The organism is Marinobacter sp. OP 3.4 (genome assembly GCF_036224885.1).
Classification (GTDB): Bacteria; Pseudomonadota; Gammaproteobacteria; order Pseudomonadales; family Oleiphilaceae; genus Marinobacter.
Window position 1 is genome coordinate 1 of sequence record NZ_JAVVLT010000120.1, and the last position, 26,386, is coordinate 26,386.

The window sequence follows — 26,386 nt, forward strand, 5'->3', positions numbered from 1 at the left end:
GCGAGGAACGCTTCGACCCCGGCGGCGTCGCCGACCGCCGCCCAATCGGGCTGCGGCATGCCGAGCTCTGCGAGCCGGCGCCGCATGTGCAGCTTGTCCTGCGCGAACTGAAGGGCGTGCGGGCCCGGGCGCACGGCGACGCCCGCGTCGACGAGCGCGGCCAGAACATCCTGCGGCACGTGCTCGTGATCGAAGGTGATGACATCGACGTCGCGCGCGAAACGCAGCACGGTATCGGCATCGCGGTAGTCACCGACTGCGGTGGCGGCGAGCGCGGCGGCCATACCCTCGTCCTCGGCGAGCACCCTCAGCTCGACGCCCAGCTCGACGGCGGGCGCGATCATCATGCGCGCCAACTGTCCTCCGCCGACGACTCCGACTCGCAACGCCATGGGGCATCCTTCCGCTCGACGCATTCTCTGCCGTGGCCATCTTCGCGCAGACGGCACGTTCGCGCAGGCCGGCGGTCCCCGCCCAGGGCGGCGCCGTCGTCTCAGCCGTGCTGCGGCAGTGGCGGGGGCGGCCCGGGCGGATACGGGCCCGACACCGACGACTGCGCGTCGCGGTGAGCGAGGATCTGGTTGACCTCAACCTGGTCGACGAGCACCTCGTGCACGAGGACGACGCCGGGGATGTTCTTCATCCGCAGCGGCTCGTCGGCCCCGTTGGACAGGGTGAGGGTTCCCGCACCCCACAGCCGCTGCAACAGCCCGCGGCGCACCTGGATCGTGTAGCCCCGCACATGCGACAGATCGCGACGGCGGGTCGCGAAGATGCCCGAACGCTCGATGACGCGCCGGGTCGTGATCGTGTAGACGCGGCTCCACCACGCCACGAACGGCAGCAGCACCAGGAGGAAGACCACCACGGCGGCTGCGGTCAACAGCATCCAGTTCTCGAACGGGGCAGGGAGGTTGCCCCAGAAGTATCCGGCGGCACCGGCCACCGCGATGAGGATGAGGGCCGACCAGAACAGCCGCCGCGCGTGCGACCGCACCCGGGCGATCCGCAGCTCGGGCGTCGGCACCCCCGGCGCGGGAGTGGCGGGACGCCCGGCGAAGCTGGTCGGGTGCGTCATGCACCCATTGTCGGGGCAGGGCCCGACAATCCGGCGCACCACACCCGGCGCGCGGCGCTCTCGGCCGCGATCGGGTCAGCGCACGTGCACCACGTCGCCGGCCGAGACCGCGGTCTCGATGCCCGTGGCGTCCGCGACGACGAGACGTCCGTCGGCGTCGAGTCGGGCTGCGCGGCCGGTGAGCCGGGTGCCGTCGGGCAGCTGCACGGCGACGTCGGCGCCGAGGGTGGAGCACAGGGCGCTCACCTCTCCGGAGACTCCGGATGCCGCGGCATCCCCTCCCGCGGCGACAAGGGCGCTGAGCTGCTCGTCCAGAGCCGAGAGGAAGTCGGCCACGAGGCGGTCGTCGTCGCACGTGAGGCCGAGGGCGGCGAAGGAGATGGCGGTGTCGACGGGGAGGTCGGCCCGGGTCATCCGCGTGTTCACCCCGGCGCCGACGACGACGGTGTCGGGATCGTCGGCGACCACCTCGGCGAGGATGCCGCAGACTTTGCCGCCGTCGATGAGCACATCGTTCGGCCATTTCAGCGTGGCCGAGTGCGGCGTGCCGCGCAGCTGCGCGCCGACCGCGCGCGCCATCGCGGCACCGGCGACGAGCGGGATCCACCCGCGCGCGGCGACCGGCAGGTCGGGTACGCGGACGACGACCGACATCGCCAGGGCGGTGCCGGGCGGTGTGGTCCAGCTGCGGTCGAGCCGGCCGCGACCGGCGCGCTGGTCGGTGGTGAGGAGGACAGACAGGTGCGGCCAGCCGGGGGGGTTTGCGGCGGCGGCCGCGAGGACGTCGGCGTTCGTGGAGTCGGTGGACTCGGTGATCTGGACGCGGGGGCTGACGGCGGCGGCGCGGGGATACCCGTCGGTGGGGATCGGCATGCCTTCACCCTATGCGCGGGTGGCGCGCCGCGCGGGGGCTTGCGCGTCGGGCGGTGGGCATCCTCAGAGGTCGACCCCGGTTCGCGCGAGGACGATCGGCCGAGCGGCGTACGTTTCCGCGCGCGGCGTACTCGGCTCGGCCGATTGTACGCGCGCGGGGAGTGGAGGGCCGCCGTCGCGGCATCCCTTCCTGCACATGAGGCGCGTGCGGCGAGTCATCCCCAGAATGCCGCGAGGCCCCGTCGACCACCATGCGGCGCAACCATGCTGACCGGATGCGACGCATCATCCTTCGCCCTCAGGGATACGTGCACCGTGCCACGCTCCTCGAGAACGGATGGCGCCCGGACACGCTCCGCCGGACGATGGGCGAGCAGGGCCTCGAACTGCTGCGCCGCACCTGGGTGGTGACGCCCGACCTCGATCTGCGCCTGCGCCATGCGGCCACCCTCGGCGGCGTCGTGACCTGCGTGAGCGCGACGGATGCGTTCGGTCTGTGGCGGCCTGAGGGCACGACCCGCCCGCACCTGCGCATCCCGCCTCACTCGAGCAGCGTGTCGGCTCACGTTCGCCTCCACCGTCAGCAGGCGGTCACTCTCGCGCCGGCGCGGGAACTCGTCGACGCGATCGAGAACGTGCTGGCGGCGGTGGCTGTCTGCCTTCCATTCGCCGACGCCCTCGCGGTGTGGGAATCGGGTCTTCAGCGCGGCGTCATCGCACCGGATCATCTCCGCGCGGTCGCGTGGCGGACTGCGGTGGCGCGCCAGTTGGCCGACCTCGCCGGTGCCCTCTCGGATTCGGGCCTGGAAACGCTATTCGTGGACGGGATGCGCCAGGTGGGGGTGCGCGTGCTGCAGCAAGTGTTCATCGGCGGCCAGCCGGTCGACGGCCTGATCGGGGATCGCCTGGTGATCCAGATCGACGGCTTCGCGCATCACTCCGATGCGGCGCAGCGGCGGAAGGACATCCGCCACGACCGGCTGCTGCGCTCTCTCGGATACACGGTCTTCCGCTTCGACTACGTCGACGTCGTGCACAACTGGCCGCGGGTGCAGGCCGAAGTGCTGCGGGCCATGGCGCAGGGACTGCACCTCGCGCCGCGCGGCGCGCTGGCGTGAGGACAGCGCTGTCTCAAGGACGGCGCTGGCTCAAGGACGGCGCGCTGGCGTGAGGACGGCGCGCTGGCGCGAGGACGACGCGCTCGCGCGAGGACGATCGGTCGAGCGGAGTACGAAAGCGGCCGGAATGTACTCGCGCGGGCCGATCGTACGCGCGCGGAGGAATCACGCCCGCGGAGGGCGCCAGATGGATGCCGCAGGATGGGCAGCGCACAGCACAACCGCGAACCGCTTGTGCGAACCCTCCAAGGGCTCGCAGGGCCCCGCCGATAGGGTGGAACCCGTGACCGATCAGCCCGACCTCTACACGACCGCCGGCAAGATCGCGGACCTTCGGGCGCGCTATCAGGAGGCCGTTCTCGACGCCGAGGCGACGGCGCAGCAGAAGCAGCATGCCAAGAACAAGTTGACCGCGCGTGAGCGGATCGAGCTGCTGGTCGATACCGGCTCGTTCGTCGAGTTCGACGAGTACGTCCGCCACCGCACCACCGCCTTCGGCATGGACAAGTCCCGCCCCTACGGCGACTCGGTGGTCACGGGCACGGGCACCATCCACGGCCGCACCGTCGCGGTGTACGCGCAGGACTTCTCGACCTTCGGCGGCTCGCTCGGCGAGGTGGCCGGCGACAAGATCATCAAGATCATGGAGTTCGCCCTCCGGGGCGGGATGCCGATCATCGGCATCCTCGACTCCGGCGGCGCGCGCATCCAGGAGGGCGTGGTCGCGCTCGGCAAGTACGGCGAGATCTTCCGCCTCAACACCGCCGCCTCCGGCGTCATCCCCCAGATCTCGATCATCATGGGCCCCGCAGCGGGAGGCGCGGTGTACTCCCCCGCCCTGACGGACTTCGTCATCATGGTCGACAAGACCAGCCAGATGTTCGTCACCGGCCCCGACGTCATCAAGACCGTCACCGGCGAAGACGTCGGCATGGAGGAACTCGGCGGCGCGCACACCCACAACACCCGGTCGGGCGTAGCCCACTACCTCGCCGAGGACGAGGACGACGCGATCGACTACGCCCGGACCCTGCTCGGATTCCTGCCCGACAACAACATGTCGGAGCTGCCGGTCTACGAGACGGCGTTCGAGTTCGAGACGACCGACGCCGACCGGAGCCTGAATACCGTCATCCCCGACTCGGCGAACCAGCCCTACGACATCCACGGGGTGATCGCGCACCTGGTCGACGACGGCGACTTCCTCGAGGTCCAGCCCCTCTTCGCCCCGAACATCGTCATCGGCTTCGGCCGGGTCGAGGGGCGCACGGTCGGAGTGATCGCCAACCAGCCGTCGCAGATGGCGGGCACCCTCAACATCGACGCCGGTGAGAAGGCGAGCCGGTTCGTGCGCTTCTGCGATGCGTTCTCGGTGCCGATCCTCACCCTCGTCGACGTGCCCGGGTACCTCCCCGGCACCGACCAGGAGTGGACGGGCGTCATCCGCCGCGGCGCGAAGCTGCTCTACGCGTACGCCGAGGCGACGGTTCCGCTCGTCACCGTCATCCTGCGCAAGGCCTACGGCGGCGCCTACATCGTCATGGGCTCCAAGCAGCTCGGCGCCGACGTCAATCTCGCCTGGCCCACCGCAGAGATCGCCGTCATGGGCGGCCAGGGGGCGGTGAACATCCTCTACCGCGGCGAGATCAAGCGCGCCGAGGAAGCAGGGGAGGATGTCGCGGCCGTGCGCACCCGCCTCGCCAACGAATACACCTACAACGTGGCATCCCCGTTCCTCGCCGCGGAGCGCGGCGAACTCGACGGCATCATCGAACCCGCGCAGACCCGGGTCGCCGTCGCGAAGGCGTTGCGCTCGCTCCGCGGGAAGCGGGCGAGCCTGCCCCCGAAGAAGCACGGGAACATCCCGCTGTGAGCGCGGCGAGCGATCCGCGAAACGGCACGGCGGACCAGGCCGATATCCTCCCTCCGGTGGCGATCGATGTGCGCCGGGGCTCTCCCACCGAGGAGGAGCTGGCCGCCCTGATCGCCGTGGTCAGCCAGGAGTACGCGGCCGAATCGGCCGAGGCCGTGGCCGATGACCGCCCCACCCGCAGCGCCTGGTCGGTCTCGCAGCGCGGACTGCGCCGGCCGTTGCGTCGCGACGTCGGGTGGGGCCGCTTCGCCGGCTGAGAAAATCGTCGAAATCGACGATTTGTCCCCCAAACTACCTACAGACAGCCCGTTTCTGACCCTGCATACTGGAGGAGCTGGAACGCTCTGCGTTCGGCCCGACCGCCCGTCGTCTCTTCGACGGTCCAAGCGGTTTGGCTGCGCGAACGGTTTTCGGGTAACCGTTCGCTCAGGCGAGGGGCGGGCGGCTTCGCCGCCCCTCGCCTCCTCCCCCGGATGTGTCGCCCGGTCTCATGACCGCGGGCGGACCCGTGGGCTTGCGATCGTCGGCGGCGCCCGTCACCGTCCGGGGTGATCGATCTCGCGCCAGAGGTCGACGGCATCCTCATCGGACAGGCCGTTCTCGGTGCCCGAGCGCCCGACGACGGTGACCGCCACCCGCGTGTGCGGCGACGTGCGGATGTAGAGCCGGTCCGACGTGGCGGAGCGCAGCGTCTCGGCCAGCTCGGCGCGGATGAGCGCGAGCGAGCGCTCGTCGATGCCGTCCAGGCCCCCCTCGTCGAGCATCGTGACCGACGCGCCCCGGCGCCGCAGGCGCTCCACCTCGGCGCGCACATCGTCGTCGAGGAGTCGCGGTCCGCGCATGTCGTCTCGAAGACGACCCTCCGCAAGGCGCGCCTGCAGTCGCTCCTCGGGCGTCAGCCGTCCACCCGTCGAGACGGTGCGGGTCAGAAGCGGCCCGGCGATCGCGAGGGCGCGCTGCACCTGGATGCGCCGCTCCCGCTGGCGGGTGAGCTGAGAGGCCTGCCACGACGACGACACCCGCTGCAGCTCGGCGAGCTGAGCAGTGTCTCGTGCGGCGCGGTCGAGCCCGCGGATGAGCAGCTGGGCGACGACGACCCACACCACCGATCCGACGAGGCCGAGCCGCAGGGCGTCGAGGGGCCCCATCCACAGCGCGGAGAGCACGGCGAGGATCGCGGTGCCGATCCAGGCGAACAGGGGCCGGCGCCGCGCCATCACGATCGTCATGAGGGCGCCGATGCCGCCGAGGTACCAGGTCGCGAACGGTTCGGTGCGGATGTCGGCGGCGACCCCCATCGAGATCGCCGCGGGTACGACGACGGCGTTGGCGATCGCGAGGAGCGCGATCCACACCGGAAGGCGTGTGGGTCCGCGCACCCCCGCGGTCACCGAGGCCTCGACCGGGTCGTCGGCGGCGAGCCGCGGCTCCCAGAAGATGCAGAGCCAGGTCGTGGGGAGGTACAGCAGCAGCGCGGCGATCACCAGCGACGGGTTCTGGACGTCATCCGTCCACCACAGTCCCCGCGCCGCGAGATAGGCGGTGAAGGCGAAGGCGAGGCCGAGAAGGATGCCGCGGACGGGGATCATGCGCTCACCGGCCGCCATTCCAGGGTGACCGTGGTCCCCCCGGGAGTCGGCTCCACGGTCGCAATACCCCCGACGGCGGCCACGCGGGCGACGATCGACGCCCGGATCCCGAGGCGATCGTCGGGGATGGCATGCAGGTCGAACCCGTCTCCGGTGTCAGAGACGATCACCGCGATGCGGTCGGGCCGGCCCGACACCCGGACGGCCAGGCCTTCTCCTCTTGCGTGCTCGACCGCGTTCGCGACCGCCTGGGTCGCCGCGAGCGTCAGGGCACGCGCGACCCGCCCCGGAAGCGCCGGCGTACCGGGATCGATGTCGCGGCTGCGCGCGGGCGAGGCTCCGAGGTTCTCGGCGGCACGCTCGACAGCGTCGGCGAGCGCGCCGGCGTCGGTGGGCTCGTCGCTGCCTTCCTCCGCCCCCTGCTCGGTGTTGGCGAAGCGGGTGAGCGCCTCCCGGGCCATCGCCACGGCGAGGGTGCGCTCGCGCTCGGTGTCGGCTCTCTCGCTGGCGATCAGGGCGGCCAGCACGCTGTCGTGCATGAGCGCGGCAACGGCGATCCGCTCCTCCTCCGCGGCGTTGGCCGCTGCGGCGCGGGCGTAGCTGGCGACCGCCTTGGTGCGCGCGTCGTCGACGTCGGCCGCGATCCGCCGGAACACCCGACCGAGGGTGATCAGCATCATCCCGAGGATCAGCGCGAAGGAGACGTCCAGCACCAGCGGAATCCACAGCGCGGGGGCCGCGTCGGTCTGCAGGATCCGCACCGAGCCGAAGAACATCGGCACCATCAGCGTCCATGCGACCTGCCACCGGAACGGCACCACGATCACCGAGGCGACCGTGGCGACATTGACGAGGTACCAGATCCACGGCTGCGTGGTGGGATCCGACGGCTGGCCGGCGGTCGCCGCCGGCCACAGGGCCAGCGCCACGACGTAGCAGACGCAGAAGATCGCCGCGAAGACGCGCTCGGCGCGCCCGACCGCGCAGGCGATCACCATGGCCGCGAGCGGACCGAAGGTGAGGACGATGAGCGGAACGTGCCACCCGGGTGCCTCATCGCTCGGCCCGAGGGCGGTGAAGAAAGCCTGAGCGCCGAGGATGAGGCATCCGATGGCGATGGCGATGGTGAGGACGCGCTCGACCCTGCGCCGGGTGAATGAGCCGAGGGATGCCGCGCCCTCCGGCCCCTGCGGGATGCGCGTCGTCGCCTCGGGGGGCGCCGCGCGCTGCGCCTCAGCGCCGACGCTCATGGCCGACCGAGCCCTCCGCCGCTGGCGGGGTGAGGATGCCGTCCTCGATCGCGCGGCGCATCAGGTCGAGCTTGGTGGGCGCGGGCCTGCCGACCTCGACGTACTTCACCCGCACTCGCGTGATGTTCTCCTTGGCCGTGGAGTAGGCCACCCCGAGCCGTTCGGCGACGGCGCGCAGCGGCAGGCCTGCCGCGTACAGGCGCAGCACGTCGCGCTCGCGTGCGGACAGCTGGGCGTCGGCGAACGCGCGGTCTCCTTCGATGGCGCTCGCCCACTCGACGTTGTTCAGCGGCTCGCCGCGCGAGACGGTGTCTATGGCGGCGGTGACGTCGTCGATGCGGGAGGACTTGCTGACGATCCCGGCGGCTCCCGCCAGCAGCGCCTCGCGGACGGCCTCGGGCCTGTCGGCGACGCTGTGGATGATGACGCTCGAACCGTCACGGACGAGTCGGCGGACGTTCTCGGACACCGTCGTGCCGTCGCCGAGGGTGAGGTCGAGCACGACGACATCCGCCGGTGCGGACGCGCTGAAGGCGCGCCAGTCGAGGTATTCGGCGACCGAGCTGCCCGAGAACACCACGGTCTGACCGCCCACGCGATCACACGCGGCTTCGAGCCCGAGGCGCACCGACTCGTGATCGTCGATGAGGGCCACGCGGGTCATGTCAGCACTCTATCCACGCGTCCCTCGGCGGTCAGCACCGCCACCGCTTCGACGTGGTGCGAATGCGGGAACAGGTCGATCGCTTCGACCCGTGCGGTGTCGTAGCCGTGGTCGCGGAAGGTGCGCAGGTCTCGCGCGAGGGCGACGGGGTCGCACGCGACGTAGACGACCGCTGCGGGCGTGAGCCCGGCGACGGCGTCGACGACCTCGCGGCCGGCGCCCGCGCGCGGCGGATAGAGAGGTCTCGTGGGCTCGGAGATGTGTATAAGAGACAGCCGGTCGCCTCCCCCTCTCCCTGGCCCTCTCCCTCCAGGGGAGAGGGAATATACGGCGCCAGTTGGCGTGGAACCCCTAAAAAAACCTCAGTGCATGAGGGTATAAAGCTTCCGCCGATAGGTCCGCACATCCGGGTTGTTATTCCCCAGCTTCTCGAACAGTTCCACCAGTGTTGTCTTGGCAATACCATCCTTGTAGGCGGGATCCGCCTGCATCAGGCGGATCAGCAGGTCCATGGCCTCGGCATTGCGGTCGTTGAGGGCGTACTGCATGGATAGCTGGTGCAGGGCGTCCGGGTCTTTCGGGTCCTGCTCCAGGGCCATTTCCAGGTCCTTGATGGGGGGCAGCTCGCCAGCCTGGCGCAGGATGTTCAGCCGGGCCGCCAACTGTTTGGCCTTGGGCTGGAGTTTCTCTTCCGGGGGCAGGCTGTCCAGCACCTGTTCGGCGGTATCCAGGTCGCCCTGCTCCGCCTTGATCTGGGCCAGGTCGATCAGCACCTTGAGGTCGTCCGGGTTCTGCTGGTTGAGCTGGCTGAAGATGGCCAGGGCACCATCCAGGTCACCCTCTTCCCACAGCCGGTGGGCCTTGTCGTAGGGGGTCTCCTGCTCCTCGGCCTTTTCCACATGCGGTTCCAGCAGCTTGCGGACCTCGCCTTCCGGCAGGGCGCTGTTGAAACCGTCCACCGCCTGGCCGTTCTTCACCAGGATCACCGTGGGCAGGCTGCGAACTCCCAGGCTGGCGGTAAGCTGTTGCTGCTCATCGGCATTCACCTTGGCCAGCAGGAAGCCGCCATTGTACTCGTCCGCCAGCTTTTCCAGGATCGGCATGATCTGCTTGCAGGGCGCACACCATTCCGCCCATACATCCACCAGGACCGGGGTGGACTGGGAGGCGTCCATGACCTTCTCCTGGAAGTTGTCCATGGTGGCTTCGAAGATAAACGGCGAATTGCTCATGGCAAGAATCCTGTCTGATCCGGTAAGTGGTTACGAAAAACTATCCTGTACATGGTGTCATTGGTGCTGAATTCAAGCCAGGCCGAACCTTGAATTCCCATACCTTGCCGCTACATAGCAGGATAGACCCATGATCAGGCCGGGCCCGTGGCCCGGACATCCCATTCGCGAGGACATGAGGAAGACAATGGCCGACGACCAGCAGCACGAGCAACCGGAAGACGACATCACCGAATACATTGGCAGCGACGAGAAGACCGGCACCAGCCTGGTACTGCCCGGTGAGGCCCGTCCACGCCGCATGTACGTCATTCCGGTGTCCAACCGGCCCTTCTTCCCCGCCCAGGTGCAGCCGGTGATGGTCAACCAGGACCCCTGGCACGAAACCCTCAAGCGGGTGGGTGATACCGAACACCATATGATGGGCATCTGCTTCGTGGAGGATCCGGACCCGGAGCGCAGCATTCCCGCCAGCGAGGAGCTGGAGACCATGGGCTGCGCAGTCCGCGTCCACCACGCCCAGCAGGAAAGCGGCAAGGTCCAGTTCATTGCCCAGGGCCTGACCCGTTTCCGCATCACCCAGTGGCTGCGCCGCAAACCGCCCTACCTGGTGGAAGTGGAATACCCGGATGAGCCCGAGGAGCAGGCCGACGAACTCAAGGCCTACACCCTGGCCATTATCAGCGCCATCAAGGAGCTGCTGCGCTCCAACCCACTCTATGGCGAGGACGTGAAACAGTACCTGTCCCGCTTCGGGCCGGACGATAGCTCGCCCCTGGCCGACTTCGGCGCCTCCATGACCAGCGCTCCCGGTCGCGACCTGCAGGATGTGCTGAACACCGTGCCGCTGCTGCGCCGCATGGAGAAGGTGCTGGTGCTGATGCGCAAGGAACAGGAAGTCGCCCGGCTGCAGGCGGAAATCAATGAGGAAGTGAACGACAAGGTGCAGAAGCACCAGCGGGAGTTCTTCCTGCGGGAGCAACTGAAGGTCATCCAGCGGGAACTGGGCGTGGCCAAGGACGACAAGACCGCCGATGTCGAGCGATTCCGGGCACGCATGGACAAACTGGAACCCAATGAAGACGTACAGGCGAAATTCGACGAGGAAATCCAGAAACTCCAGGTGCTGGAACAGGGCTCCCCGGAATACGGCGTCACCCGCAACTACCTGGACTGGATCACCCAGGTGCCCTGGGGCATCACCTCCGACGACCATTTCGACCTGGGCCACGCCCGCAAGGTGCTGGACCGGGACCACGACGGCCTGGCCGACGTGAAGGACCGGATTGTGGAGTTCCTGGCGGAAGGCACCTTCAAGGGCGAGATCTCCGGCTCCATCCTGCTACTGGTGGGCCCGCCCGGCGTGGGCAAGACCTCCATCGGTCGCTCGGTGGCGGAAGCCCTGGGCCGGGAGTTTTACCGCTTCAGTCTGGGGGGCATGCGGGACGAGGCCGAGATCAAGGGCCACCGCCGCACTTACATCGGCGCCATGCCCGGCAAGTTCGTGCAGGCCCTGAAGGACGCCAAGGTGTCCAACCCCGTGATCATGCTGGACGAGATCGACAAGATCGGCACCTCGTTCCAGGGGGACCCGGCGTCGGCCCTGCTGGAAACCCTGGATCCGGAGCAGAACCGGGAGTTCCTGGACCACTACCTGGATGTGCGCCTGGACCTGTCCAAGGTGTTGTTCATCTGCACCGCCAACCAGCTGGATACCATTCCCCGGCCGTTGCTGGACCGGATGGACACTATCCGTCTGTCCGGCTACATCACCGAGGAAAAGCTGGCCATTGCCAAGCACCATCTGCTACCCCGGCTGCTCAAGCGGGCCGGACTGCTGAAGAAGCAGCTCAATATCACCGACGCGGCCATCCGCCAGGTGATCGAGGGTTATGCCCGGGAATCCGGCGTGCGCAACCTGGAGAAGCAACTCCACAAGATCATCCGCAAGGGCATCGTGAAGCTGCTGGAGACCCCGGACAAACCGGTGAAGGTGGGGGTTTCCGACCTGGAGGCCTACCTGGGCCAGCCGGCCTTCCGCAAGGAGAAAGCCCTGAAGGGGGTCGGCGTGGTCACCGGCCTGGCGTGGACCGCCATGGGCGGCGCCACCCTGAGTATCGAGGCGTCCCGCATCCACACCAACCAGCGGGGCTTCCGTATGACCGGCCAGTTGGGGGACGTGATGAAGGAGTCCGCGGACATCGCCTACAGCTATGTGTCGTCGAACCTGAAACGGCTCAAGGCGGACCCGGCCTTCTTCGACAAGTCCTTCGTGCACCTGCACGTTCCCGAGGGCGCCACGCCCAAGGATGGCCCCAGTGCCGGGGTCACCATGGCCACGGCCCTGCTCTCCATTGCCCGTCGGGAGACCCCGGCTCAGGGTATCGCCATGACCGGCGAGCTGACGCTGACGGGTCAGGTGCTGCCGGTGGGCGGTATCCGCGAGAAGGTGATCGCCGCCCGGCGGCAGAAGATCAATACGCTGATACTGCCGGAAGCCAACCGGGGGGATTACGAGGAGTTGCCGGACTACCTGCGGGAAGGCCTGACGGTGCACTTTGCCAGGCACTACAACGATGTTTATCAAGTGTGCTTTGGTAACAAGCCAAAGAAAGGCGCCAGCGTGCATTGAATCCGGGTGTACGGCGCCCCGGGGTGGGGGGAGGTCTTTCGCCGCCGCAATTCACGGCCCATCCCTGGACCGACCTTGTTACCGGGCCGGTCCGGCCTGCCATCACAGATGGCAGTCGTTCGACTGCGCATGAAGCTGTGCTTCATAGACGCTTGTCTCACCCATGGCCCTGCTCTGAAAGACCTCCCCCACCCCGGGGCACCCCAGACAACGTGCTGGCCTCCTGATTGCCTACCAGATAATGGCGATATCCCCGCGCTGGATATTTTCCAGGGCACCATACTGGGGAATCACGCCATTGGCGTATTCCGGGAACACATTATCCAGGGTGACTTCGATATCTGCTTCCAGCAGTTCCGGCGTGGCATCCGGGCTGTCGAAATGGGAATAGCTGCGGTACAGCGCCAGGGTATCCCCCGGACGCAGACCCGCCGTGGCGCCGGAGGCCAGGGTCACCTTGGTGCCTTCCACCCGGGTGATACGGGTCATGAACGGCTGGCAGGCCAGCGCACCCTGGATATCATTGCGCATCTGCGTCACCAGATCCGCCACCGCCTGACCATAGGGGGTTTCCAGGAAACCGGCCGAGGCGAAACCGGAGGACTGGCCTCTGCCAGCGTCCCAGCGTCCTCGGGTCTGGAAGCGCTTCTGGTAGACCGGGGAACCGCTGAAGCCGTCGAAAATCATCATATCGGCGATGAAACGGCGCTCGGTATTGCTGGCGCCCAGGCCCCGACCGATGCTGTGCAGCACAGAGGTATTCCAGGCTGAGGGGTCCTCCACGCCGATATCCCGGATCACCCCCGCCACCACGAACTGGGCCCCCAGCTCCCGAGACACATCGATCACATTGGTCAGCCGGTTGTTGAACTGCTGGCTGGTGGGCGCATTCATCACATCCGGATACAGCTGGGTACCGGACGCCTTCAGCACCTGCAGGTTACCCTGGGCCTGTAACCCGGACTGCAGCCACTGCGGCAACATCTGGCCGGCATCATCCAGGCCGCCCAGTCGCGCCTGTTCCGGTTGCTGGAGGGTAAAGCCGGTCACCGCCACCCGCTTTCTCAGGCTGGATGCATCACCCGCCTGGCAACTGCCCTCCCGGTCGGACACCTGGGCGCGGACGGTCACACGGAGGGCGTTACCCACCCGACGTTCATCCACCACCTCGACATGGCTGATCTGCGCCCGGGATGAGACGGTCAGTTGCGAGTCGGTAATCCGGCCATTGAGCACAGTCTCTTCACTGCTGACACGCACGTCCCGCTGCAGGGCCACATCCCGGATGGCTGCCTCACGGGCTGCCGCCCGGGCTGCGTCCAGGTCGCCGCCATGGATAGTGGCGATACCAGTGCCTTCCAGCGTGACAGCACTGGCGGCGAAGCTGATTCCCAGCAGCACGGCCAGGGTGAGTGTCCGAATGATCAGTGTCATGGGTATTACCATCAATCCAGATAATACAGGGAGTCAGAACCGCTACTGACCACATCGCCCGTGGCCCCGTCACCGGTGGGGAGAGGGTCGGGGCAGTAGCCGGATACGTCACGGTCGCTGACCCGGGACACGCATTCCCGGAAGCGGCGTTCCAGTTTCAGTTCCATCACGGTTTCGATCACGCCATCGTCGTGTTCCTGGATATCCACTAGCTTGGCACCACGAAGGTAGCTGTCCACATAGGTGCGGAACATGTCGCTGTGGGCAACGAAGTCGCTGACGGTGGAGCTGCCATAGATCACCGTGCCGTAGACCCGTTCCGCCAGGTTACGGTAGGCATCCAGCTGCGAAGCCCGTCTGGCCATCAGGCGCTTGCGGGGATTGGGCCGGTCGGTGGCCACGTGTTCGTAGGTGCCATACCCGCTGACACGAACGATGATCGGCTCGAAGTTATCCGAACCGTTCCGGGACTGCCCTTTATACTCACTGTTACTGGCGCAGCCGGACAACGCCACGATCAGCAACAGGGCAATACAGGATAACTTCATGGGGTGACTCCAGTTGTCAGCACACGCAATTCTGTCATGCCCCATGAAAAAATCAGGCCACCTTCCACAAACACATGATTCAGAAAGCCTTACTGCTTTCCGCTGGTTCCGGACATCACCATCAGCGGCAATCGTTCGCCGCCCCTCCTCACTTACATACAGAGACAATCCGTAACCAGGAAAACAATGAACCCGGTCACAAACCGCCTTAACCTCATGCCACCGGGTCCCCGATTCAACCAGATAACAAACGGTATCAAACATGAAAGTCAGTCGTCTTGCCCTCGCGGTAGCGCTCTGTGCGAGCTCAACCGCTGCCCTTGCCGCCCCCCAGTCCTTCAATACCGCCCGCTCCCTTGGCATGGGAGGCACCGGCGTTGCCATTGCTCACCCCGCCACCGCGAATATGGCCAATCCGGCCATGCTGGCGTCAAAGCACCATGACTGGTCAAACGACTTCGGGCTCATCATCCCCTCCGTCAGTGCCCGCTACGCGGATGAAGAAGAAGTGATCGACCAAATCGAGGATATCCAGGACAGCATCGATTCCTACAACGATCTCTCGGGCATGTCCCCGACGATGGCGCAGGCCGAAGCCAGGAACCTCTACGATCAGCTGGATGCCCTGAAAGGCGATACCATGCGGGCCGATGCCGCTGCGGGCCTCAGCCTCGCAATCCCGGGCGAACGCCTCGCGGTGGGCGTGTTTACCAATGCGAGCCTGAGGGTAACCGCCCGCGGTAACATCAGCGACGCTGACATGAACCGCCTGCAGGACGCCATCGACGGTACCGATCTTTCGTCACTGGACGGGGATCTGGAGTCTTCCGGGCATGCCCTGGCCTCAGCAGTGATTGAAGCCGGCGTCAGCCTGGGTCGCTCATTCGATCTTGGGCTGGAAAACCCGGTCCAGCTGGGCGTTTCACCCAAGTACGTGCAGCTGCGGACCTATCAGTACACCCAGTTGATTGACGACTTTGACGAAGATGATTTCGACGACGGCGATTACGAGTCCACCAAGAGTGGCTTCAACCTTGACCTGGGCGCCGCCTATGCCTTCGGCGAGGAACAGCAGTGGAATGCTGGTGTCGCGGTAAAGAACCTGATTCCCATGGAGCTGGACTCGGAATTCAGCACGGCGAAGGGTGAGGAAGAGCACACCCTGGAACTGAACCCGATGGTAACCGCCGGTATTGCCCACACGGGTGAGTATCACGTGGTTACCGCCGAGGCGGAGCTGACGGAACGCAAGGCCTTTGGTCATGGCGACGCCACCCAGTGGGTCGCAGTCGGTGCGGAATTCGACGCTTTCCGTTTCGCCCAGCTGCGCCTGGGTGCCCGTCAGAACATTGCCAGTAACGATGACAACAGCGGCATCGAGGAAGATACCCAGTTTACCGCCGGTGTTGGCCTGTCACCCTTCGGTGCCCGGCTCGATATCGCCGGACTGGTCAGTGATGCCGACGTGGGCGGGTCCATCGAACTGGGCGTGGCTTTCTAGCGACTCCACGTTCCCGTCTCTGCAAGCCCGCCCTCGCGGCGGGCTTTCTTTTGCCTGTTTGTCGCCCCGCCCTCATAATCACGGGCTGACTGAATCCATCGACAATGGGCTACCTCATTATATGGACATCTATCTGGTTGGCGGCGCCGTCCGGGATAAATTGCTGAACCTTCCGGTGAAGGACCGGGACTGGGTGGTGGTAGGCGCCACGCCGGATGAGATGCTGGCACAGGGCTACAAGCAGGTAGGCGCGGATTTCCCGGTGTTCCTGAACCCGACATCCCATGAGGAATATGCCCTGGCCCGTACCGAGCGCAAGCAGGGGCGGGGTTACCACGGTTTCTCGGTTTACAGCGCACCGGATGTGACCCTGGAGGACGATCTCAAGCGCCGGGACCTGACCATCAATGCCATGGCCATGGCTGAAGACGGCACCCTGGTGGACCCGTTCCACGGCCATGAAGACCTGCAGAACCGCCGCCTGCACCATGTCTCCGAGGCCTTCGCGGAGGACCCGCTACGCGTCCTGCGGACGGCCCGTTTCGCGGCCCGGTTCCATCACCTGGGTTTCGAGGTGGCGGACGACACCATGGCGTTAATGCGGCAGATGGTCGCGGACGGCGAGGTGCAGCATCTGGTTCCCGAGCGTGTCTGGCAGGAGATCCAGCGGGCCCTTCACGAGGTAACACCTACCACCTTCTTCGACATACTCAAGGCCACCGGTGCACTTCGGGATCTTATTCCCGAACTGGCGGATAACGATGCGGCCTTCCGGAGCGCGATGGAAGCCCTGGCCAATACCGCCGCCCAGGACCTGGCCACGGAATGCCGCTGTGCCGCACTGTTACATGGCCTGTCGGCGGAACAGGTGGCTGACCGGACAGCGGCACTGAAGGCCCCCAACAATTGCCGGGACCTGTCACGGTTGGTGGTGGCGCTGGCACCGCTGGCGTGCGGGCCGGCGTTGACTGCAGAAATTGTGCTTGACCTGTTCAACCAGGCCGACGCCTGGCGCCGGCCTGAGCGGTTTGATTTACTGCTGGCGACATTGGCCTGCCTGCCGGATGGCCTGGATTCAGATACTCAGCAACGTTTCCTGGATGCCCTGGAGGAAGCCCGCTCGGTGGATGCACGATCGTTAATGGCAAAGGGCTTTAAAGGCAAGGAGCTTGGTGAGGCTATTGGTCGGGAGCGTTTGCAGGTGATTGGGGGTTTTTTTGGTTGAGTTCTTTTTGCCGGTTGACCTTTAGGGGGAGGCGTTGGGGGATGGGCTTTCTCCACCGCAATTCACGGTCCGTCCCTGGACCGACCTTGCTGCGCGTCCTCCTGACGCTGTTACGAAAAGCCCATCCCCCAACACCTCCATCGAGATTCGGGAAGTCTCATGTTTGGTGCCCCGGTCTGATTATGCCCACTCTCTGAATTTCGATAGAATCAACCTTCCCTTAATGCGGATAGCACATTACTCGATCCGGTATCCGGTAGGGGTCTTTCGTAGCAGGACCATGGATGGTCCGGTGCAAGGTCGGTCCATGGACGGGCCGTGAATTGCAGCGGAGAAAGGCCCCCTGCCGGGTACCGCGCCCCCAAGGCCTGAAATAATAGAAACCGGAGACCCCCAACATGCAAGATGTAGTCATCGCAGCGGCCAAACGCACCGCCATCGGAACCTTCGGTGGTTCCCTCGCCAGCCTGAAGGCCGACCAGCTCGGCACCGCCGTGATCAAGGCCCTACTGGAAGAAACCGGCGTCGCTGCTGACCAGATCAACGAGGTTATCCTCGGCCAGGTCCTCACCGCTGGCTGCGGCCAGAACCCGGCCCGCCAGGCCGCCATCAACGCCGGCATTCCCGCTTCCGTTCCGGGCATGACCATCAACAAGGTCTGCGGCTCCGGCCTCAAGGCCGTGCACATGGCGGTTCAGGCCATCCAGTGTGGCGATGCCGACATGATCCTCGCCGGCGGCCAGGAAAGCATGAGCCAGTCGCCCCACGTGGTGCCCAACAGCCGCAATGGCCAGCGCATGGGCAACTGGACCATGATCGACACCATGGTCAACGACGGCCTGATGGACGCCTTCAACGACTACCACATGGGCGTCACCGCCGAGAACATCGTGGAGAAGTATGGCATCAGTCGTGAGGAACAGGACGAGTTCGCTGCCGCTTCCCAGCAGAAGGCGGCTGCCGCCCGTGCCGGTGGCTACTTCGATGGCCAGATCGTGCCCATCAGCATCCCCCAGCGCAAGGGCGACCCGATTGTGGTGGACAGGGACGAAGGCCCCCGTAACGGCACCACCGCCGAGGGCCTGGGCAAGCTGAAGCCGGCATTCAAGAAGGACGGCACGGTAACCGCCGGCAACGCCTCCTCCCTGAACGATGGCGCCGCCGCTGTGCTGGTATGTAGTGCTGCCAAGGCGCAGGAACTGGGCCTGACACCACTGGCGGTGATCAAGGGCTATGCCAACGCTGGCGTGGACCCGAGCATCATGGGCACCGGCCCCATTCCCGCCAGCCAGCGCTGCCTGCAGCGTGCTGGCTGGACCGTGGACGACCTGGATCTGGTGGAAGCCAACGAAGCCTTTGCCGCCCAGGCCATCTCCGTCAACAGGGACCTGGGCTGGGATACCGGCAAGGTGAATGTGAACGGTGGCGCCATCGCCCTGGGTCATCCCATCGGTGCCTCCGGCTGCCGTATCCTGGTCACCCTGTTGCACGAGATGCAGCGCCGTGACGCCAAGAAAGGCCTGGCCACGCTCTGCATCGGCGGCGGCATGGGCGTGGCGCTCGCCGTCGAGCGTTAATGTTCAACATCGTGCTCTACGAGCCGGAGATACCGCCAAATACCGGCAATATCATCCGGCTCTGCGCCAACACCGGCTGCCGCCTGCACCTGATCGAGCCCCTGGGATTCACCCTGGAGGACAAGCAGATGCGACGGGCCGGGCTGGATTACAGCGAGTATGCCAGCGTGAAGGTCCACACCAGTTACCAGACCTTCCTGGAGGCGGAACAGCCGCAGCGGCTGTTCGGACTCACCACCAAGGGCAGCCAGCCCTACCATGAGGTGAGCTTCGAACCCGGGGACTACCTGATGTTTGGCCCGGAAACTCGGGGCTTGCCGGAAGAGGTGCGTAACGGGCTTGAAGCGGATCATCGCCTGCGGGTGCCCATGCTCCCCCACAGCCGCAGCCTGAACCTGTCAAACTCCGCCGCTGTGGTGCTCTATGAGGCCTGGCGACAGTTGGGGTTTGAGGGCGCCAGACTGGAGGCCTGAAGACGCTCTGTCGTCGCCCATAAAAAAAACCGGCCGAAGCCGGTTTTTTTATATCAGAGAAAGCGATTAGTGCGTCTGCTGACCTTCCGGCGCCTCGGCGCCCTGCTGTTCCTGCTCCTGCTGCTTGCGCTTCACCGCCTGGGCGAAGATGGCGTCGAAGTTTACTGGCGCCAGCATCAGAGCCGGGAAGCTGCCCTTGGTGACGATGTTGTCGATAGTCTCCCGGGCGTAGGGGAATAGCAGGTTCGGGCAGTAGGCGCCCAGCATAGGCGGTACCTGCTGCTCCGGGAAACCGTTGAGCAGGAACACCCCCGCCTGCTGAATTTCAACAATGTAGGCGACCTTCTCGTCTACCTTGGCGGTGAGGGTGATGGACAGCACCACCTCATACTGGGTGTCGCTGACCTTGTTGTGGGAGGTGTTCAGGTCCATGTTCACGGACGGTTTCCACTGCTGCTGGAACATGTCCGGGGCGTTCGGGGATTCGAACGACAGGTCCTTTACGTAAATACGTTGAAGCGCAAACTGGGGCTGGTTCTGGTTTGCGTTATCACCACCGCCGGCAGCCTGCTGATTGTTCTCAGCCATGATCTTTCCTTTTTTGCGTTCAGTGTGTCAGTCGGACTTCTTATTTCTTTACCAGGGGAAGGTTCGAGGCCTTCCAGTCACCGATACCGCCGTTGAGACGAACCACATTGGTGTAGCCCTCGGCATTGAGCTGCTTCACCGCCATGGCGGCATGCTGCCCCATCTTGTCCACCACGATCACCGTCTTGTCCTGGTGCTTTTTCAGTTCCGAGGCTCGCTCTTTGATGGCACTGAGCGGAATATGGATGGAGCCGGTAATGCGCCCCTCATTGAATTCCTTACGCTCACGAATGTCCACCACCACGGCCTCGTCCCGGTTGATCAGGTTCACAGCTTCCTGCGCCGACACCTTCTTGCCACCACGACGGCTTTCCAGGAAAAGCAGCGCCAGTAACAGGGCCACAAAGATGGATACCAGAATGTAGTGATTTACGACGAACTCAAACAACCGTTCCATGAACCTGTCCCGAAGTAATAATTTGGGCGGATTATACACACCCTCCGCCGGTGACAGAAGGCGGCTTCCATAGCCCGTCACACCCTATTCGGGTTAGAATTCAGCTTCAAATTCTCAGGCGACGCTGATGCCGACCTGCCATGGGCCCGAAACGCACCAGCGCACCCACAACCACACCGGAAAGCGTAATGACCAGCACTCGCAAGACGACGGCACTGATCATACTGGACGGCTGGGGCCACCGTGACCCGGCTGAAGACAACGCCATCAGCAAGGCCAACACCCCGTTCTGGGACAAGGCCTGGGCGGAATTCCCCAAGACGCTGATCAACACCTCAGGGATGTTTGTTGGGCTGCCCCAGGGGCAGATGGGCAACTCGGAAGTCGGCCATATGAACCTCGGTGCCGGCCGGGTGGTTTACCAGAGCCTGACACGCATCGACAAAGACCTGAAAGACGGCACCTTCAATGAGAACCCGGCGCTCCTGGCCGCCATCGACCAGGCGGTCACCAACGGCGGTGCGGTCCATCTCATGGGACTGATGTCCCCGGGTGGCGTGCACGCCCATGAGGACCACATCCTGGCCGCCGCCGAGCTGGCGGCGCAAAAGGGCGCGACACGGGTCTATATCCACGCCTTCCTGGATGGCCGAGACATGCCACCGCGCAGCGCCCGCCCGTCCCTGGAGAAGGCCGCCAACAAGATGAAGGCACTGGGCGTCGGTCGTGTCGCCTCCATCGTCGGCCGCTACTTCGCCATGGACCGGGACAATCGCTGGGACCGCGTCGAGCAGGCCTACAATCTGCTGACCCTGGGCGAGGCGGAGTTCACCGCACCAGACCCGCTGTCCGCCATCGATGAAGCCTATGAGCGCGGCGAGAACGACGAGTTCGTCAAGGCCACCCGCATCCAGGGTGAGGCCGAGCCGGACGCCACCATCAACGACGGCGATGCGGTCATTTTCATGAATTTCCGCGCCGACCGGGCCCGGGAGATGACCCGCACCTTCGTGGAGGATGATTTCGACGGTTTCCAGCGCCGCAAGCACCCGAAGCTGTCGGATTTCGTGATGCTCACGGAGTACGCCGCCGATATCAAGACCTCCTGCGCCTACCCGCCGGAACAGCTCAAGAACGGTCTGGGCGAGTATGTGTCCAACCTGGGCAAGACCCAGCTCCGCATCGCCGAGACCGAGAAGTACGCCCACGTCACCTTCTTCTTCAACGGTGGCCTGGAAACGCCTTTTGAGGGCGAGGACCGTATTCTGGTGCCCTCCCCCAAGGTGGCCACCTATGACCTGCAGCCGGAAATGAGCGCCCCTGAGGTGACCGACAAACTGGTGGAGGCCATCAAAAGCGGCAAGTACGACCTGGTGATCTGCAACTACGCCAACGGTGACATGGTGGGCCATACCGGTAATCTGGACGCCGCCATCAAGGCCGCCGAGTGCGTCGACCAGTGCATCGCCCGCATCGCGGATGCCCTTGACGAAGTCGGAGGCGAGGCCCTGATCACCGCGGACCACGGCAACTGCGAGCAGATGACCGACCCCGCCTCCGGCCAGGTCCACACTGCCCACACTACTGGCCCGGTGCCGCTGGTGTATGTCGGCCATCGCAAGGTCAGCCTGAAGGATGATGGCAGCCTCAGCGATGTGGCGCCTTCCCTGCTGACGATGATGGGCCTGGAACAACCCGGAGACATGACCGGCCACAGCCTGGTCACCCTCAGCCAGGACTGACCGGCACGCCAATGCGACACCCCATGGCCAGGAACGCCGGACATCGCCCGCTGACAAGCGCCACCGGAGCATTCCGGCTGGCGCTTGTGGCGTTTCTGCTCGCCATCGGCCCTGTCGCCCATGGCCAGGATCAGGTCACCCCGGCCCAGGTGGAAGCCCTGAAGGAAGAGATCGCCGAAATTGACGAGTGGCTGGCCGACGCCGAGGAGGATCGCAGCGAACTGGAGCAGACCCTGGCAAATGCGGAGCGGGAGATCAGCCGCCTGACCCGGGAACGCCGGGAACTTCAGGAACAACGCCGGCAACAGGCCCGGGAACTGGAGCAGCTTGAGAGCGAGGAAAAGGACCTGGACCAGAGCCTGCGGGAACAGCGCTCAGCCCTGAAGCGGCAGCTCCGTGGCGCCTGGATGGAGGGCAAGGCCCCCGCCATCAAGGTCCTGCTCAACGAGGCCGATCCGGAAGAGATCGCCCGCACCATGACTTACTACGAGTATCTCAGCGGCGACAACCTCCGACGCCTGGAAACCTTCAACGAAACCCTGACCGAACTGCAGGCCACCCGCCAGCAGAAGTTGCAGGCCCAGGCCGAGGTCATCCGGCTGGAGGAGCAGGTCAGCGAACGGCAGCAATCCCTGCAGGCACAGAAGGCCAACCGGGAACAGGCCCTGGCGGCCCTCAAGCAGGACATCAGCGAGCGCAAGGACGAGCGCAGCACCCTGGAAGCAGACCGGGACCGGCTGGAGAAGCTGCTGCGGGAAGTGGAAGAAGCCATCGCCAGCATCCCCTCGCCCACCGAGACCGAGCCCTTCAACCAGCGCCAGGGCAAGCTGGACTGGCCGGCCCAGGGGCGCCTGGTGGCGGCCTTCGGCGGCTCCATGGCCCAGGGGCACCTGCGCCGCAATGGCATCCTGCTGAATACCGAAGAAGAGGCGGAAGTACGCTCGGTCCATTACGGCCGCGTGGTCTTCTCCAACTGGCTGCGGGGCTTTGGCATGCTCACCATTGTCGACCATGGCGAGGGCTACATGACCCTGTACGGCCATAGCTCCAGCCTGCTGGCCAGCCCCGGGGACTGGGTACGGGCCGGGGAAACCATCGCCCTGGCCGGTCGCACGGGTGGCACCCAGGATCCGGCGGTGTATTTTGAACTGCGTCACAACGGAAAGCCCCAGAACCCCATGCGCTGGCTGGAGCGCCAGTAGTTCCAGGAACCTCCGTCCCGGCCATGGCTGACAAAAGGGACCGGGAACGCCATACTGACAGCCGTATCCATGAATCCGAACAGGGACACTGAATGAAACCGGTTATCCACAGCTGTAAAACCACACTCCTTGGCGGTTTGCTGGCAGTCACCTGCCTCTACGGTATAACCGCCACGGCCCAGGAATCGCAGCCGGCGGAGACAGTCTCACCGCACGCCGACACCATGGGTGGCGAGGAAGGGGCCCTGCCCCTGGATGACCTGCGCAAGTTCACGGAAGTGTTCAGCCGTATCAAGGATGCCTACGTTGAGGACGTTTCCGACCAGGAGCTCCTGGAAAATGCCATCAAGGGCATGCTTTCCGGGCTGGACCCCCACTCCGCCTACCTGGAGCCCGACGCCTACACCGAGCTGGAGGAAACCACCACCGGCGAATTCGGTGGCCTGGGTATTGAAGTCGGCATGGAGGACGGCTTCGTGAAAGTGATCGCACCCATCGACGACACCCCCGCCCAGAAGGCCGGCGTCCAGGCCGGTGACCTGATCATCAAGCTGGGCGATGAACCGGTGAAGGGTATGACACTGCAGGACGCGGTTACCCGCATGCGGGGCGAACCCGGCACCACACTGACCCTGACCATCATGCGGGATGGCGAGAGCGCTCCCATCGAGATCGAGGTTGAGCGGGCCATCATCAAGGTCACCAGCATCAAGTCCCGTACGCTGGAACCCGGTTATGGCTATGTCCGCATCACCCAGTTCCAGGATGAGACCGGCGACCAGTTCGTTGATGCAATCAATACGCTCCTATCGGAGAATGACGGCGACCTGGACGGCCTGGTCATCGACGTGCGCAACAACCCTGGCGGCATTCTGCAGGCGGCCGTTGCCACCTCCGATGCACTGCTGGATGAGGGGCTGATCGTCTATACCGAGGGCCGCATCCAGAGCTCCCGGCTGCGCTTCAACGCCGAACCCGGGGATGTCTCCAACGGCACACCGATCGTGGTACTGATCAACGGCGGCTCGGCTTCCGCCTCCGAGATCCTGGCCGGGGCCCTTCAGGACCATGAGCGCGCGGTCGTCATGGGCACCCGTTCGTTCGGCAAGGGCTCGGTGCAAACCGTTATCCCGCTGGACGAGACCCACGCCATCAAGATGACCACGGCCCGTTACTTCACCCCGGATGGTCGCTCCATACAGGCCCGGGGCATCGAACCGGACATCACCGTGCGCCCGGCCACGCTGACGGAACTGGAAGGTGGCCCCTTCTTCAGCGAGGCCAGCCTGAGCGGGCACCTGGAGAACGGCGAGGGTGACATCAAGCCGGAGGATCGGGAAGCCCCGAGCAATTCCGAAATCGACCGGGACTACCAGCTGCGCTCGGCCCTGAACCTGCTCAAGGGCATGGGCATCCTCAGCAAGCAGGGAGCCAGCGAGGAGTGAGGCCAGGAGTCTGTGCAGCCACACTGGCACTGCTTGCGACCTTCCCCCTGGCTGCATGGGGCGACCAGCCCCCTCTTCCCGCCCGTGCGGACGAGGGGGTTCAGCCCACCATTGCCATCATTATCGATGACATGGGGGCCAATGCCGTCGAAGGCAAACGGCTGATCCGGCTGGAGCAGCCCCTGACCCTGGCCTTCCTGCCCTACCGCCGTCACACCCGGGAGCTGGCCACCAGCGCCCACCGGCACCACAAGGAAGTGATGCTGCATGCCCCCATGGACAACACCCGGCACATCGGCCTGGGCGCGGGCGGCCTGACCGCTGACATGGACCGGCCCGCTATCACTGCCACCCTTCGCCAGTCGCTGCGGGCCGTTCCCTACGTGCAGGGCGTCAACAACCACATGGGCAGCCTGCTGACCCAACTCCCGGAACCCATGGCCTGGGTTATGGAGGAGCTGCGCGAGCACCCGCTGTACTTCGTGGACAGCCGCACCATTGCGTCGACGATCGCAGGCCGGACAGCGGCGGAAAACGACGTTCCCACCCTCACCCGTGATGTCTTCCTCGATCACGAGCAGACTGAAGAATTTGTGCACCAGCAGTTCCAGCTACTGATCCGGAAAGCCCGCGAAAACGGCACCGCCATCGCCATCGGGCACCCCCACACTGTCACCGTCGACTATCTGGAAAAGGCCCTGCCGGAACTGGACGAGCAAGGCATTGCCGTCGCTACTGTCAGCGCTGTGTGGGCCATTCGGAACGGTAATCGGCAGATGTTTGCGGAGAGGGAGAACCCGGAGATTATTCCAACGGTGGCGAACAAGTCAGAACACCAAGCAATCAGTGCTCCTGAGGGACATTGACCCCTCGGGGTTCCCAATCCATGCGTAGCCCCTCTCCCCTGGAGGGAGAGGGGTTGGGGAGAGGGGGAAGCAGGCAACTTCGGAGTCCGACCGCCTCCACCCTCTCCCTTCAAGGGAGAGGGTATAACCGACCTTAGTCCCGAATCTCGATACCCTGCCCCTTCATAAACGCCTTGGCCTCGGGGATCGTATGCTGGCCGAAGTGGAAGATGGAGGCCGCCAGCACGGCATCGGCGCCGCCCTCGGTAACACCATCCGCCAGGTGCTGCAATTCGCCCACCCCGCCGGAGGCAATCACCGGCACCACGACGGCATCGCTGATAGCACGGGTCAGGCCGATGTCGAAGCCGATCTTGGTGCCATCCCGGTCCATGCTGGTGAGCAGCAGTTCGCCGGCGCCCATGGCGACCATCTTGCGGGCCCAGTCCACGGCGTCCAGGCCGGTGGGTTTGCGGCCACCGTGGGTGAAGATTTCCCAGCGTGGTTCCTCGCCTTCGGCGCTGACCCGTTTGGCATCGATGGCCACGACAATGCACTGACTCCCGAAGCGTTCGGCGGCTTCCCTGACGAACTCAGGGTTGAAGACCGCCGCGGTGTTGATGGAGACCTTGTCGGCCCCGGCATTGAGCAGCTTGCGGATATCGTCCACGGTGCGAACGCCGCCGCCCACGGTCAGGGGGATGAAGACTTCCGCCGCCATCCGCTCCACGGTTTCGTAGGTGGTGTCGCGGCTTTCGTGGCTGGCGGTGATGTCCAGGAAGGTGATTTCGTCGGCGCCCTGCTCGTTGTACTTGCGGGCTACTTCCACCGGGTCGCCGGCGTCGCGGATGTCCACGAAGTTGACGCCTTTCACCACGCGGCCCTTGTCCACGTCCAGGCAGGGGATGATGCGTTTCGCCAGTGCCATACTAGTGTCCCTTAACATAAGTTTTTCGATTGTCAGCGGGCCTGTGCGAGCGTTGAGCTAGTGTCCCGTCTGGGTAATTCGTTAACCTACTGAGCCACTGAGGGCCTTGAGA

The 26,386-nt window shown here is 65.2% G+C and carries 24 protein-coding genes and 1 pseudogene; 12 read left to right on the forward strand and 13 right to left on the reverse strand.

Features of this window, described 5'->3' with window-relative positions:
- The 3 genes and pseudogenes from RO069_RS20715 to RO069_RS20725 form a co-directional block, all read right to left on the reverse strand.
- Positions 1 to 392, reverse strand: a pseudogene (locus RO069_RS20715) (hypothetical protein); the annotation flags it as partial.
- Between the two features lie 101 nt (positions 393 to 493).
- The gene (locus RO069_RS20720) at positions 494 to 1,078 is read right to left on the reverse strand and encodes a PH domain-containing protein (RefSeq protein WP_328190044.1); all 585 of its coding nucleotides are present in this window, start codon (positions 1,076 to 1,078) and stop codon (positions 494 to 496) included.
- A 75-nt stretch (positions 1,079 to 1,153) separates the two neighbouring features.
- Positions 1,154 to 1,951 (reverse strand): biotin--[acetyl-CoA-carboxylase] ligase, encoded by a 798-nt coding sequence (locus tag RO069_RS20725; RefSeq protein ID WP_328190045.1) that lies wholly within the window; start codon positions 1,949 to 1,951, stop codon positions 1,154 to 1,156.
- Between the two features lie 275 nt (positions 1,952 to 2,226).
- On the opposite strand from RO069_RS20725, the gene RO069_RS20730 reads away from it, so the two are divergent.
- The 3 genes from RO069_RS20730 (at position 2,227) to RO069_RS20740 (ending at position 5,199) form a co-directional block, all read left to right on the forward strand.
- On the forward strand, positions 2,227 to 3,069 hold the full coding sequence (locus RO069_RS20730; RefSeq protein WP_328190047.1) for an endonuclease domain-containing protein: 843 nt from the start codon (positions 2,227 to 2,229) through the stop codon (positions 3,067 to 3,069).
- Between the two features lie 283 nt (positions 3,070 to 3,352).
- Positions 3,353 to 4,942: an acyl-CoA carboxylase subunit beta gene (locus RO069_RS20735; RefSeq protein WP_328190049.1), complete on the forward strand. Its 1,590-nt coding sequence runs from the start codon at positions 3,353 to 3,355 to the stop codon at positions 4,940 to 4,942.
- Positions 4,939 to 5,199 (forward strand): acyl-CoA carboxylase subunit epsilon, encoded by a 261-nt coding sequence (locus RO069_RS20740; protein WP_328190051.1) that lies wholly within the window; start codon positions 4,939 to 4,941, stop codon positions 5,197 to 5,199. The genes RO069_RS20735 and RO069_RS20740 overlap by 4 nt, the downstream gene beginning before the upstream one ends.
- Positions 5,200 to 5,478: 279 nt before the next feature.
- Here the strand turns inward: RO069_RS20740 and RO069_RS20745 are convergent, their stop codons facing one another.
- The 5 genes from RO069_RS20745 to RO069_RS20760 form a co-directional block, all read right to left on the reverse strand.
- Positions 5,479 to 6,549 (reverse strand): hypothetical protein, encoded by a 1,071-nt coding sequence (locus RO069_RS20745; protein ID WP_328190052.1) that lies wholly within the window; start codon positions 6,547 to 6,549, stop codon positions 5,479 to 5,481.
- The gene (locus RO069_RS20750) at positions 6,528 to 7,781 is read right to left on the reverse strand and encodes a sensor histidine kinase (RefSeq protein WP_328190053.1); all 1,254 of its coding nucleotides are present in this window, start codon (positions 7,779 to 7,781) and stop codon (positions 6,528 to 6,530) included. Before RO069_RS20750 ends, RO069_RS20745 begins: the two co-directional genes overlap by 22 nt.
- On the reverse strand, positions 7,765 to 8,445 hold the full coding sequence (locus RO069_RS20755; protein ID WP_248241259.1) for a response regulator transcription factor: 681 nt from the start codon (positions 8,443 to 8,445) through the stop codon (positions 7,765 to 7,767). The genes RO069_RS20750 and RO069_RS20755 overlap by 17 nt, the downstream gene beginning before the upstream one ends.
- Complete coding sequence (locus RO069_RS22165; protein WP_442915403.1) at positions 8,442 to 8,720, reverse strand: hypothetical protein; 279 nt, start codon at positions 8,718 to 8,720, stop codon at positions 8,442 to 8,444. The genes RO069_RS20755 and RO069_RS22165 overlap by 4 nt, the downstream gene beginning before the upstream one ends.
- A gap of 87 nt (positions 8,721 to 8,807) precedes the next feature.
- Complete coding sequence (locus RO069_RS20760; protein WP_328190055.1) at positions 8,808 to 9,677, reverse strand: co-chaperone YbbN; 870 nt, start codon at positions 9,675 to 9,677, stop codon at positions 8,808 to 8,810.
- A 187-nt stretch (positions 9,678 to 9,864) separates the two neighbouring features.
- Between RO069_RS20760 and lon the strand changes: the two genes are divergently transcribed.
- Positions 9,865 to 12,309, forward strand: a complete 2,445-nt coding sequence (lon, locus tag RO069_RS20765) for an endopeptidase La (protein WP_328190057.1) — start codon at positions 9,865 to 9,867, stop codon at positions 12,307 to 12,309.
- A 231-nt stretch (positions 12,310 to 12,540) separates the two neighbouring features.
- Here lon and RO069_RS20770 read toward each other — a convergent pair whose 3' ends face one another.
- Entirely contained in the window at positions 12,541 to 13,743 is a 1,203-nt protein-coding gene (locus RO069_RS20770; protein WP_328190059.1) for a flagellar assembly protein T N-terminal domain-containing protein, read from the reverse strand.
- A gap of 11 nt (positions 13,744 to 13,754) precedes the next feature.
- Positions 13,755 to 14,291, reverse strand: coding sequence for an LPP20 family lipoprotein (locus tag RO069_RS20775; protein WP_328190060.1), 537 nt, complete (start codon positions 14,289 to 14,291; stop codon positions 13,755 to 13,757).
- Positions 14,292 to 14,553: 262 nt separating this feature from the next.
- Here RO069_RS20775 and traF point away from each other — a divergent pair, with 262 nt between their 5' ends.
- From traF to trmL, 4 genes are all read left to right on the forward strand, one after another.
- The gene (traF, locus tag RO069_RS20780; protein WP_328190061.1) at positions 14,554 to 15,792 is read left to right on the forward strand and encodes a conjugal transfer protein TraF; all 1,239 of its coding nucleotides are present in this window, start codon (positions 14,554 to 14,556) and stop codon (positions 15,790 to 15,792) included.
- 121 nt (positions 15,793 to 15,913) lie between these two features.
- Positions 15,914 to 17,017: a multifunctional CCA tRNA nucleotidyl transferase/2'3'-cyclic phosphodiesterase/2'nucleotidase/phosphatase gene (locus tag RO069_RS20785; RefSeq protein ID WP_328190062.1), complete on the forward strand. Its 1,104-nt coding sequence runs from the start codon at positions 15,914 to 15,916 to the stop codon at positions 17,015 to 17,017.
- Positions 17,018 to 17,415: 398 nt separating this feature from the next.
- The gene (locus RO069_RS20790; RefSeq protein WP_328190064.1) at positions 17,416 to 18,594 is read left to right on the forward strand and encodes an acetyl-CoA C-acetyltransferase; all 1,179 of its coding nucleotides are present in this window, start codon (positions 17,416 to 17,418) and stop codon (positions 18,592 to 18,594) included.
- The gene (gene trmL, locus RO069_RS20795; protein ID WP_328190066.1) at positions 18,594 to 19,067 is read left to right on the forward strand and encodes a tRNA (uridine(34)/cytosine(34)/5-carboxymethylaminomethyluridine(34)-2'-O)-methyltransferase TrmL; all 474 of its coding nucleotides are present in this window, start codon (positions 18,594 to 18,596) and stop codon (positions 19,065 to 19,067) included. Before RO069_RS20790 ends, trmL begins: the two co-directional genes overlap by 1 nt.
- A 66-nt stretch (positions 19,068 to 19,133) precedes the next feature.
- Here the strand turns inward: trmL and secB are convergent, their stop codons facing one another.
- Together secB and RO069_RS20805 are read right to left on the reverse strand one after the other, a co-directional pair.
- Positions 19,134 to 19,655 carry a protein-export chaperone SecB gene (gene secB, locus RO069_RS20800; protein ID WP_328190068.1) on the reverse strand — a complete coding sequence of 174 codons (522 nt, stop codon included), beginning with the start codon at positions 19,653 to 19,655 and terminating at the stop codon, positions 19,134 to 19,136.
- A gap of 40 nt (positions 19,656 to 19,695) precedes the next feature.
- Positions 19,696 to 20,112, reverse strand: a complete 417-nt coding sequence (locus tag RO069_RS20805; RefSeq protein ID WP_328190070.1) for a rhodanese-like domain-containing protein — start codon at positions 20,110 to 20,112, stop codon at positions 19,696 to 19,698.
- Between the two features lie 188 nt (positions 20,113 to 20,300).
- On the opposite strand from RO069_RS20805, the gene gpmI reads away from it, so the two are divergent.
- The 4 genes from gpmI to RO069_RS20825 all read left to right on the forward strand — a co-directional run bounded on the left by gpmI (position 20,301) and on the right by RO069_RS20825 (position 25,367).
- Complete coding sequence (gene gpmI / locus RO069_RS20810) at positions 20,301 to 21,854, forward strand: 2,3-bisphosphoglycerate-independent phosphoglycerate mutase (RefSeq protein WP_328190072.1); 1,554 nt, start codon at positions 20,301 to 20,303, stop codon at positions 21,852 to 21,854.
- A 23-nt stretch (positions 21,855 to 21,877) separates the two neighbouring features.
- The gene (locus tag RO069_RS20815; protein ID WP_328190074.1) at positions 21,878 to 23,056 is read left to right on the forward strand and encodes a murein hydrolase activator EnvC family protein; all 1,179 of its coding nucleotides are present in this window, start codon (positions 21,878 to 21,880) and stop codon (positions 23,054 to 23,056) included.
- 92 nt (positions 23,057 to 23,148) lie between these two features.
- Entirely contained in the window at positions 23,149 to 24,501 is a 1,353-nt protein-coding gene (locus tag RO069_RS20820) for a S41 family peptidase (RefSeq protein WP_328190076.1), read from the forward strand.
- Positions 24,502 to 24,548: 47 nt separating this feature from the next.
- Positions 24,549 to 25,367 carry a divergent polysaccharide deacetylase family protein gene (locus RO069_RS20825; RefSeq protein WP_328190079.1) on the forward strand — a complete coding sequence of 273 codons (819 nt, stop codon included), beginning with the start codon at positions 24,549 to 24,551 and terminating at the stop codon, positions 25,365 to 25,367.
- 133 nt (positions 25,368 to 25,500) lie between these two features.
- Here RO069_RS20825 and hisF read toward each other — a convergent pair whose 3' ends face one another.
- The gene (gene hisF / locus RO069_RS20830; protein ID WP_328190078.1) at positions 25,501 to 26,274 is read right to left on the reverse strand and encodes an imidazole glycerol phosphate synthase subunit HisF; all 774 of its coding nucleotides are present in this window, start codon (positions 26,272 to 26,274) and stop codon (positions 25,501 to 25,503) included.
- Between the last annotated feature and the right edge of the window lie 112 nt (positions 26,275 to 26,386).

What these genes read in the sequence shown, in the direction of transcription:
- RO069_RS20775 (WP_328190060.1), bottom strand. Translation starts at nt 14,291, where the DNA reads ATGAAGTTATCCTGTATTGCCCTGTTGCTGATCGTGGCGTTGTCCGGC.
- lon (WP_328190057.1), top strand. Translation starts at nt 9,865, where the DNA reads ATGGCCGACGACCAGCAGCACGAGCAACCGGAAGACGACATCACCGAA.
- RO069_RS20785 (WP_328190062.1), top strand. Translation starts at nt 15,914, where the DNA reads ATGGACATCTATCTGGTTGGCGGCGCCGTCCGGGATAAATTGCTGAAC.
- RO069_RS20730 (WP_328190047.1), top strand. Translation starts at nt 2,227, where the DNA reads ATGCGACGCATCATCCTTCGCCCTCAGGGATACGTGCACCGTGCCACG.
- RO069_RS20790 (WP_328190064.1), top strand. Translation starts at nt 17,416, where the DNA reads ATGCAAGATGTAGTCATCGCAGCGGCCAAACGCACCGCCATCGGAACC.
- trmL (WP_328190066.1), top strand. Translation starts at nt 18,594, where the DNA reads ATGTTCAACATCGTGCTCTACGAGCCGGAGATACCGCCAAATACCGGC.
- RO069_RS20725 (WP_328190045.1), bottom strand. Translation starts at nt 1,951, where the DNA reads ATGCCGATCCCCACCGACGGGTATCCCCGCGCCGCCGCCGTCAGCCCC.
- RO069_RS20720 (WP_328190044.1), bottom strand. Translation starts at nt 1,078, where the DNA reads ATGACGCACCCGACCAGCTTCGCCGGGCGTCCCGCCACTCCCGCGCCG.
- RO069_RS20820 (WP_328190076.1), top strand. Translation starts at nt 23,149, where the DNA reads ATGAAACCGGTTATCCACAGCTGTAAAACCACACTCCTTGGCGGTTTG.
- RO069_RS20760 (WP_328190055.1), bottom strand. Translation starts at nt 9,677, where the DNA reads ATGAGCAATTCGCCGTTTATCTTCGAAGCCACCATGGACAACTTCCAG.
- RO069_RS20770 (WP_328190059.1), bottom strand. Translation starts at nt 13,743, where the DNA reads ATGACACTGATCATTCGGACACTCACCCTGGCCGTGCTGCTGGGAATC.
- RO069_RS20750 (WP_328190053.1), bottom strand. Translation starts at nt 7,781, where the DNA reads ATGAGCGTCGGCGCTGAGGCGCAGCGCGCGGCGCCCCCCGAGGCGACG.
- RO069_RS20755 (WP_248241259.1), bottom strand. Translation starts at nt 8,445, where the DNA reads ATGACCCGCGTGGCCCTCATCGACGATCACGAGTCGGTGCGCCTCGGG.
- RO069_RS20805 (WP_328190070.1), bottom strand. Translation starts at nt 20,112, where the DNA reads ATGGAACGGTTGTTTGAGTTCGTCGTAAATCACTACATTCTGGTATCC.
- RO069_RS20815 (WP_328190074.1), top strand. Translation starts at nt 21,878, where the DNA reads ATGGCCAGGAACGCCGGACATCGCCCGCTGACAAGCGCCACCGGAGCA.
- traF (WP_328190061.1), top strand. Translation starts at nt 14,554, where the DNA reads ATGAAAGTCAGTCGTCTTGCCCTCGCGGTAGCGCTCTGTGCGAGCTCA.
- secB (WP_328190068.1), bottom strand. Translation starts at nt 19,655, where the DNA reads ATGGCTGAGAACAATCAGCAGGCTGCCGGCGGTGGTGATAACGCAAAC.
- RO069_RS20745 (WP_328190052.1), bottom strand. Translation starts at nt 6,549, where the DNA reads ATGGCGGCCGGTGAGCGCATGATCCCCGTCCGCGGCATCCTTCTCGGC.
- gpmI (WP_328190072.1), top strand. Translation starts at nt 20,301, where the DNA reads ATGACCAGCACTCGCAAGACGACGGCACTGATCATACTGGACGGCTGG.
- hisF (WP_328190078.1), bottom strand. Translation starts at nt 26,274, where the DNA reads ATGGCACTGGCGAAACGCATCATCCCCTGCCTGGACGTGGACAAGGGC.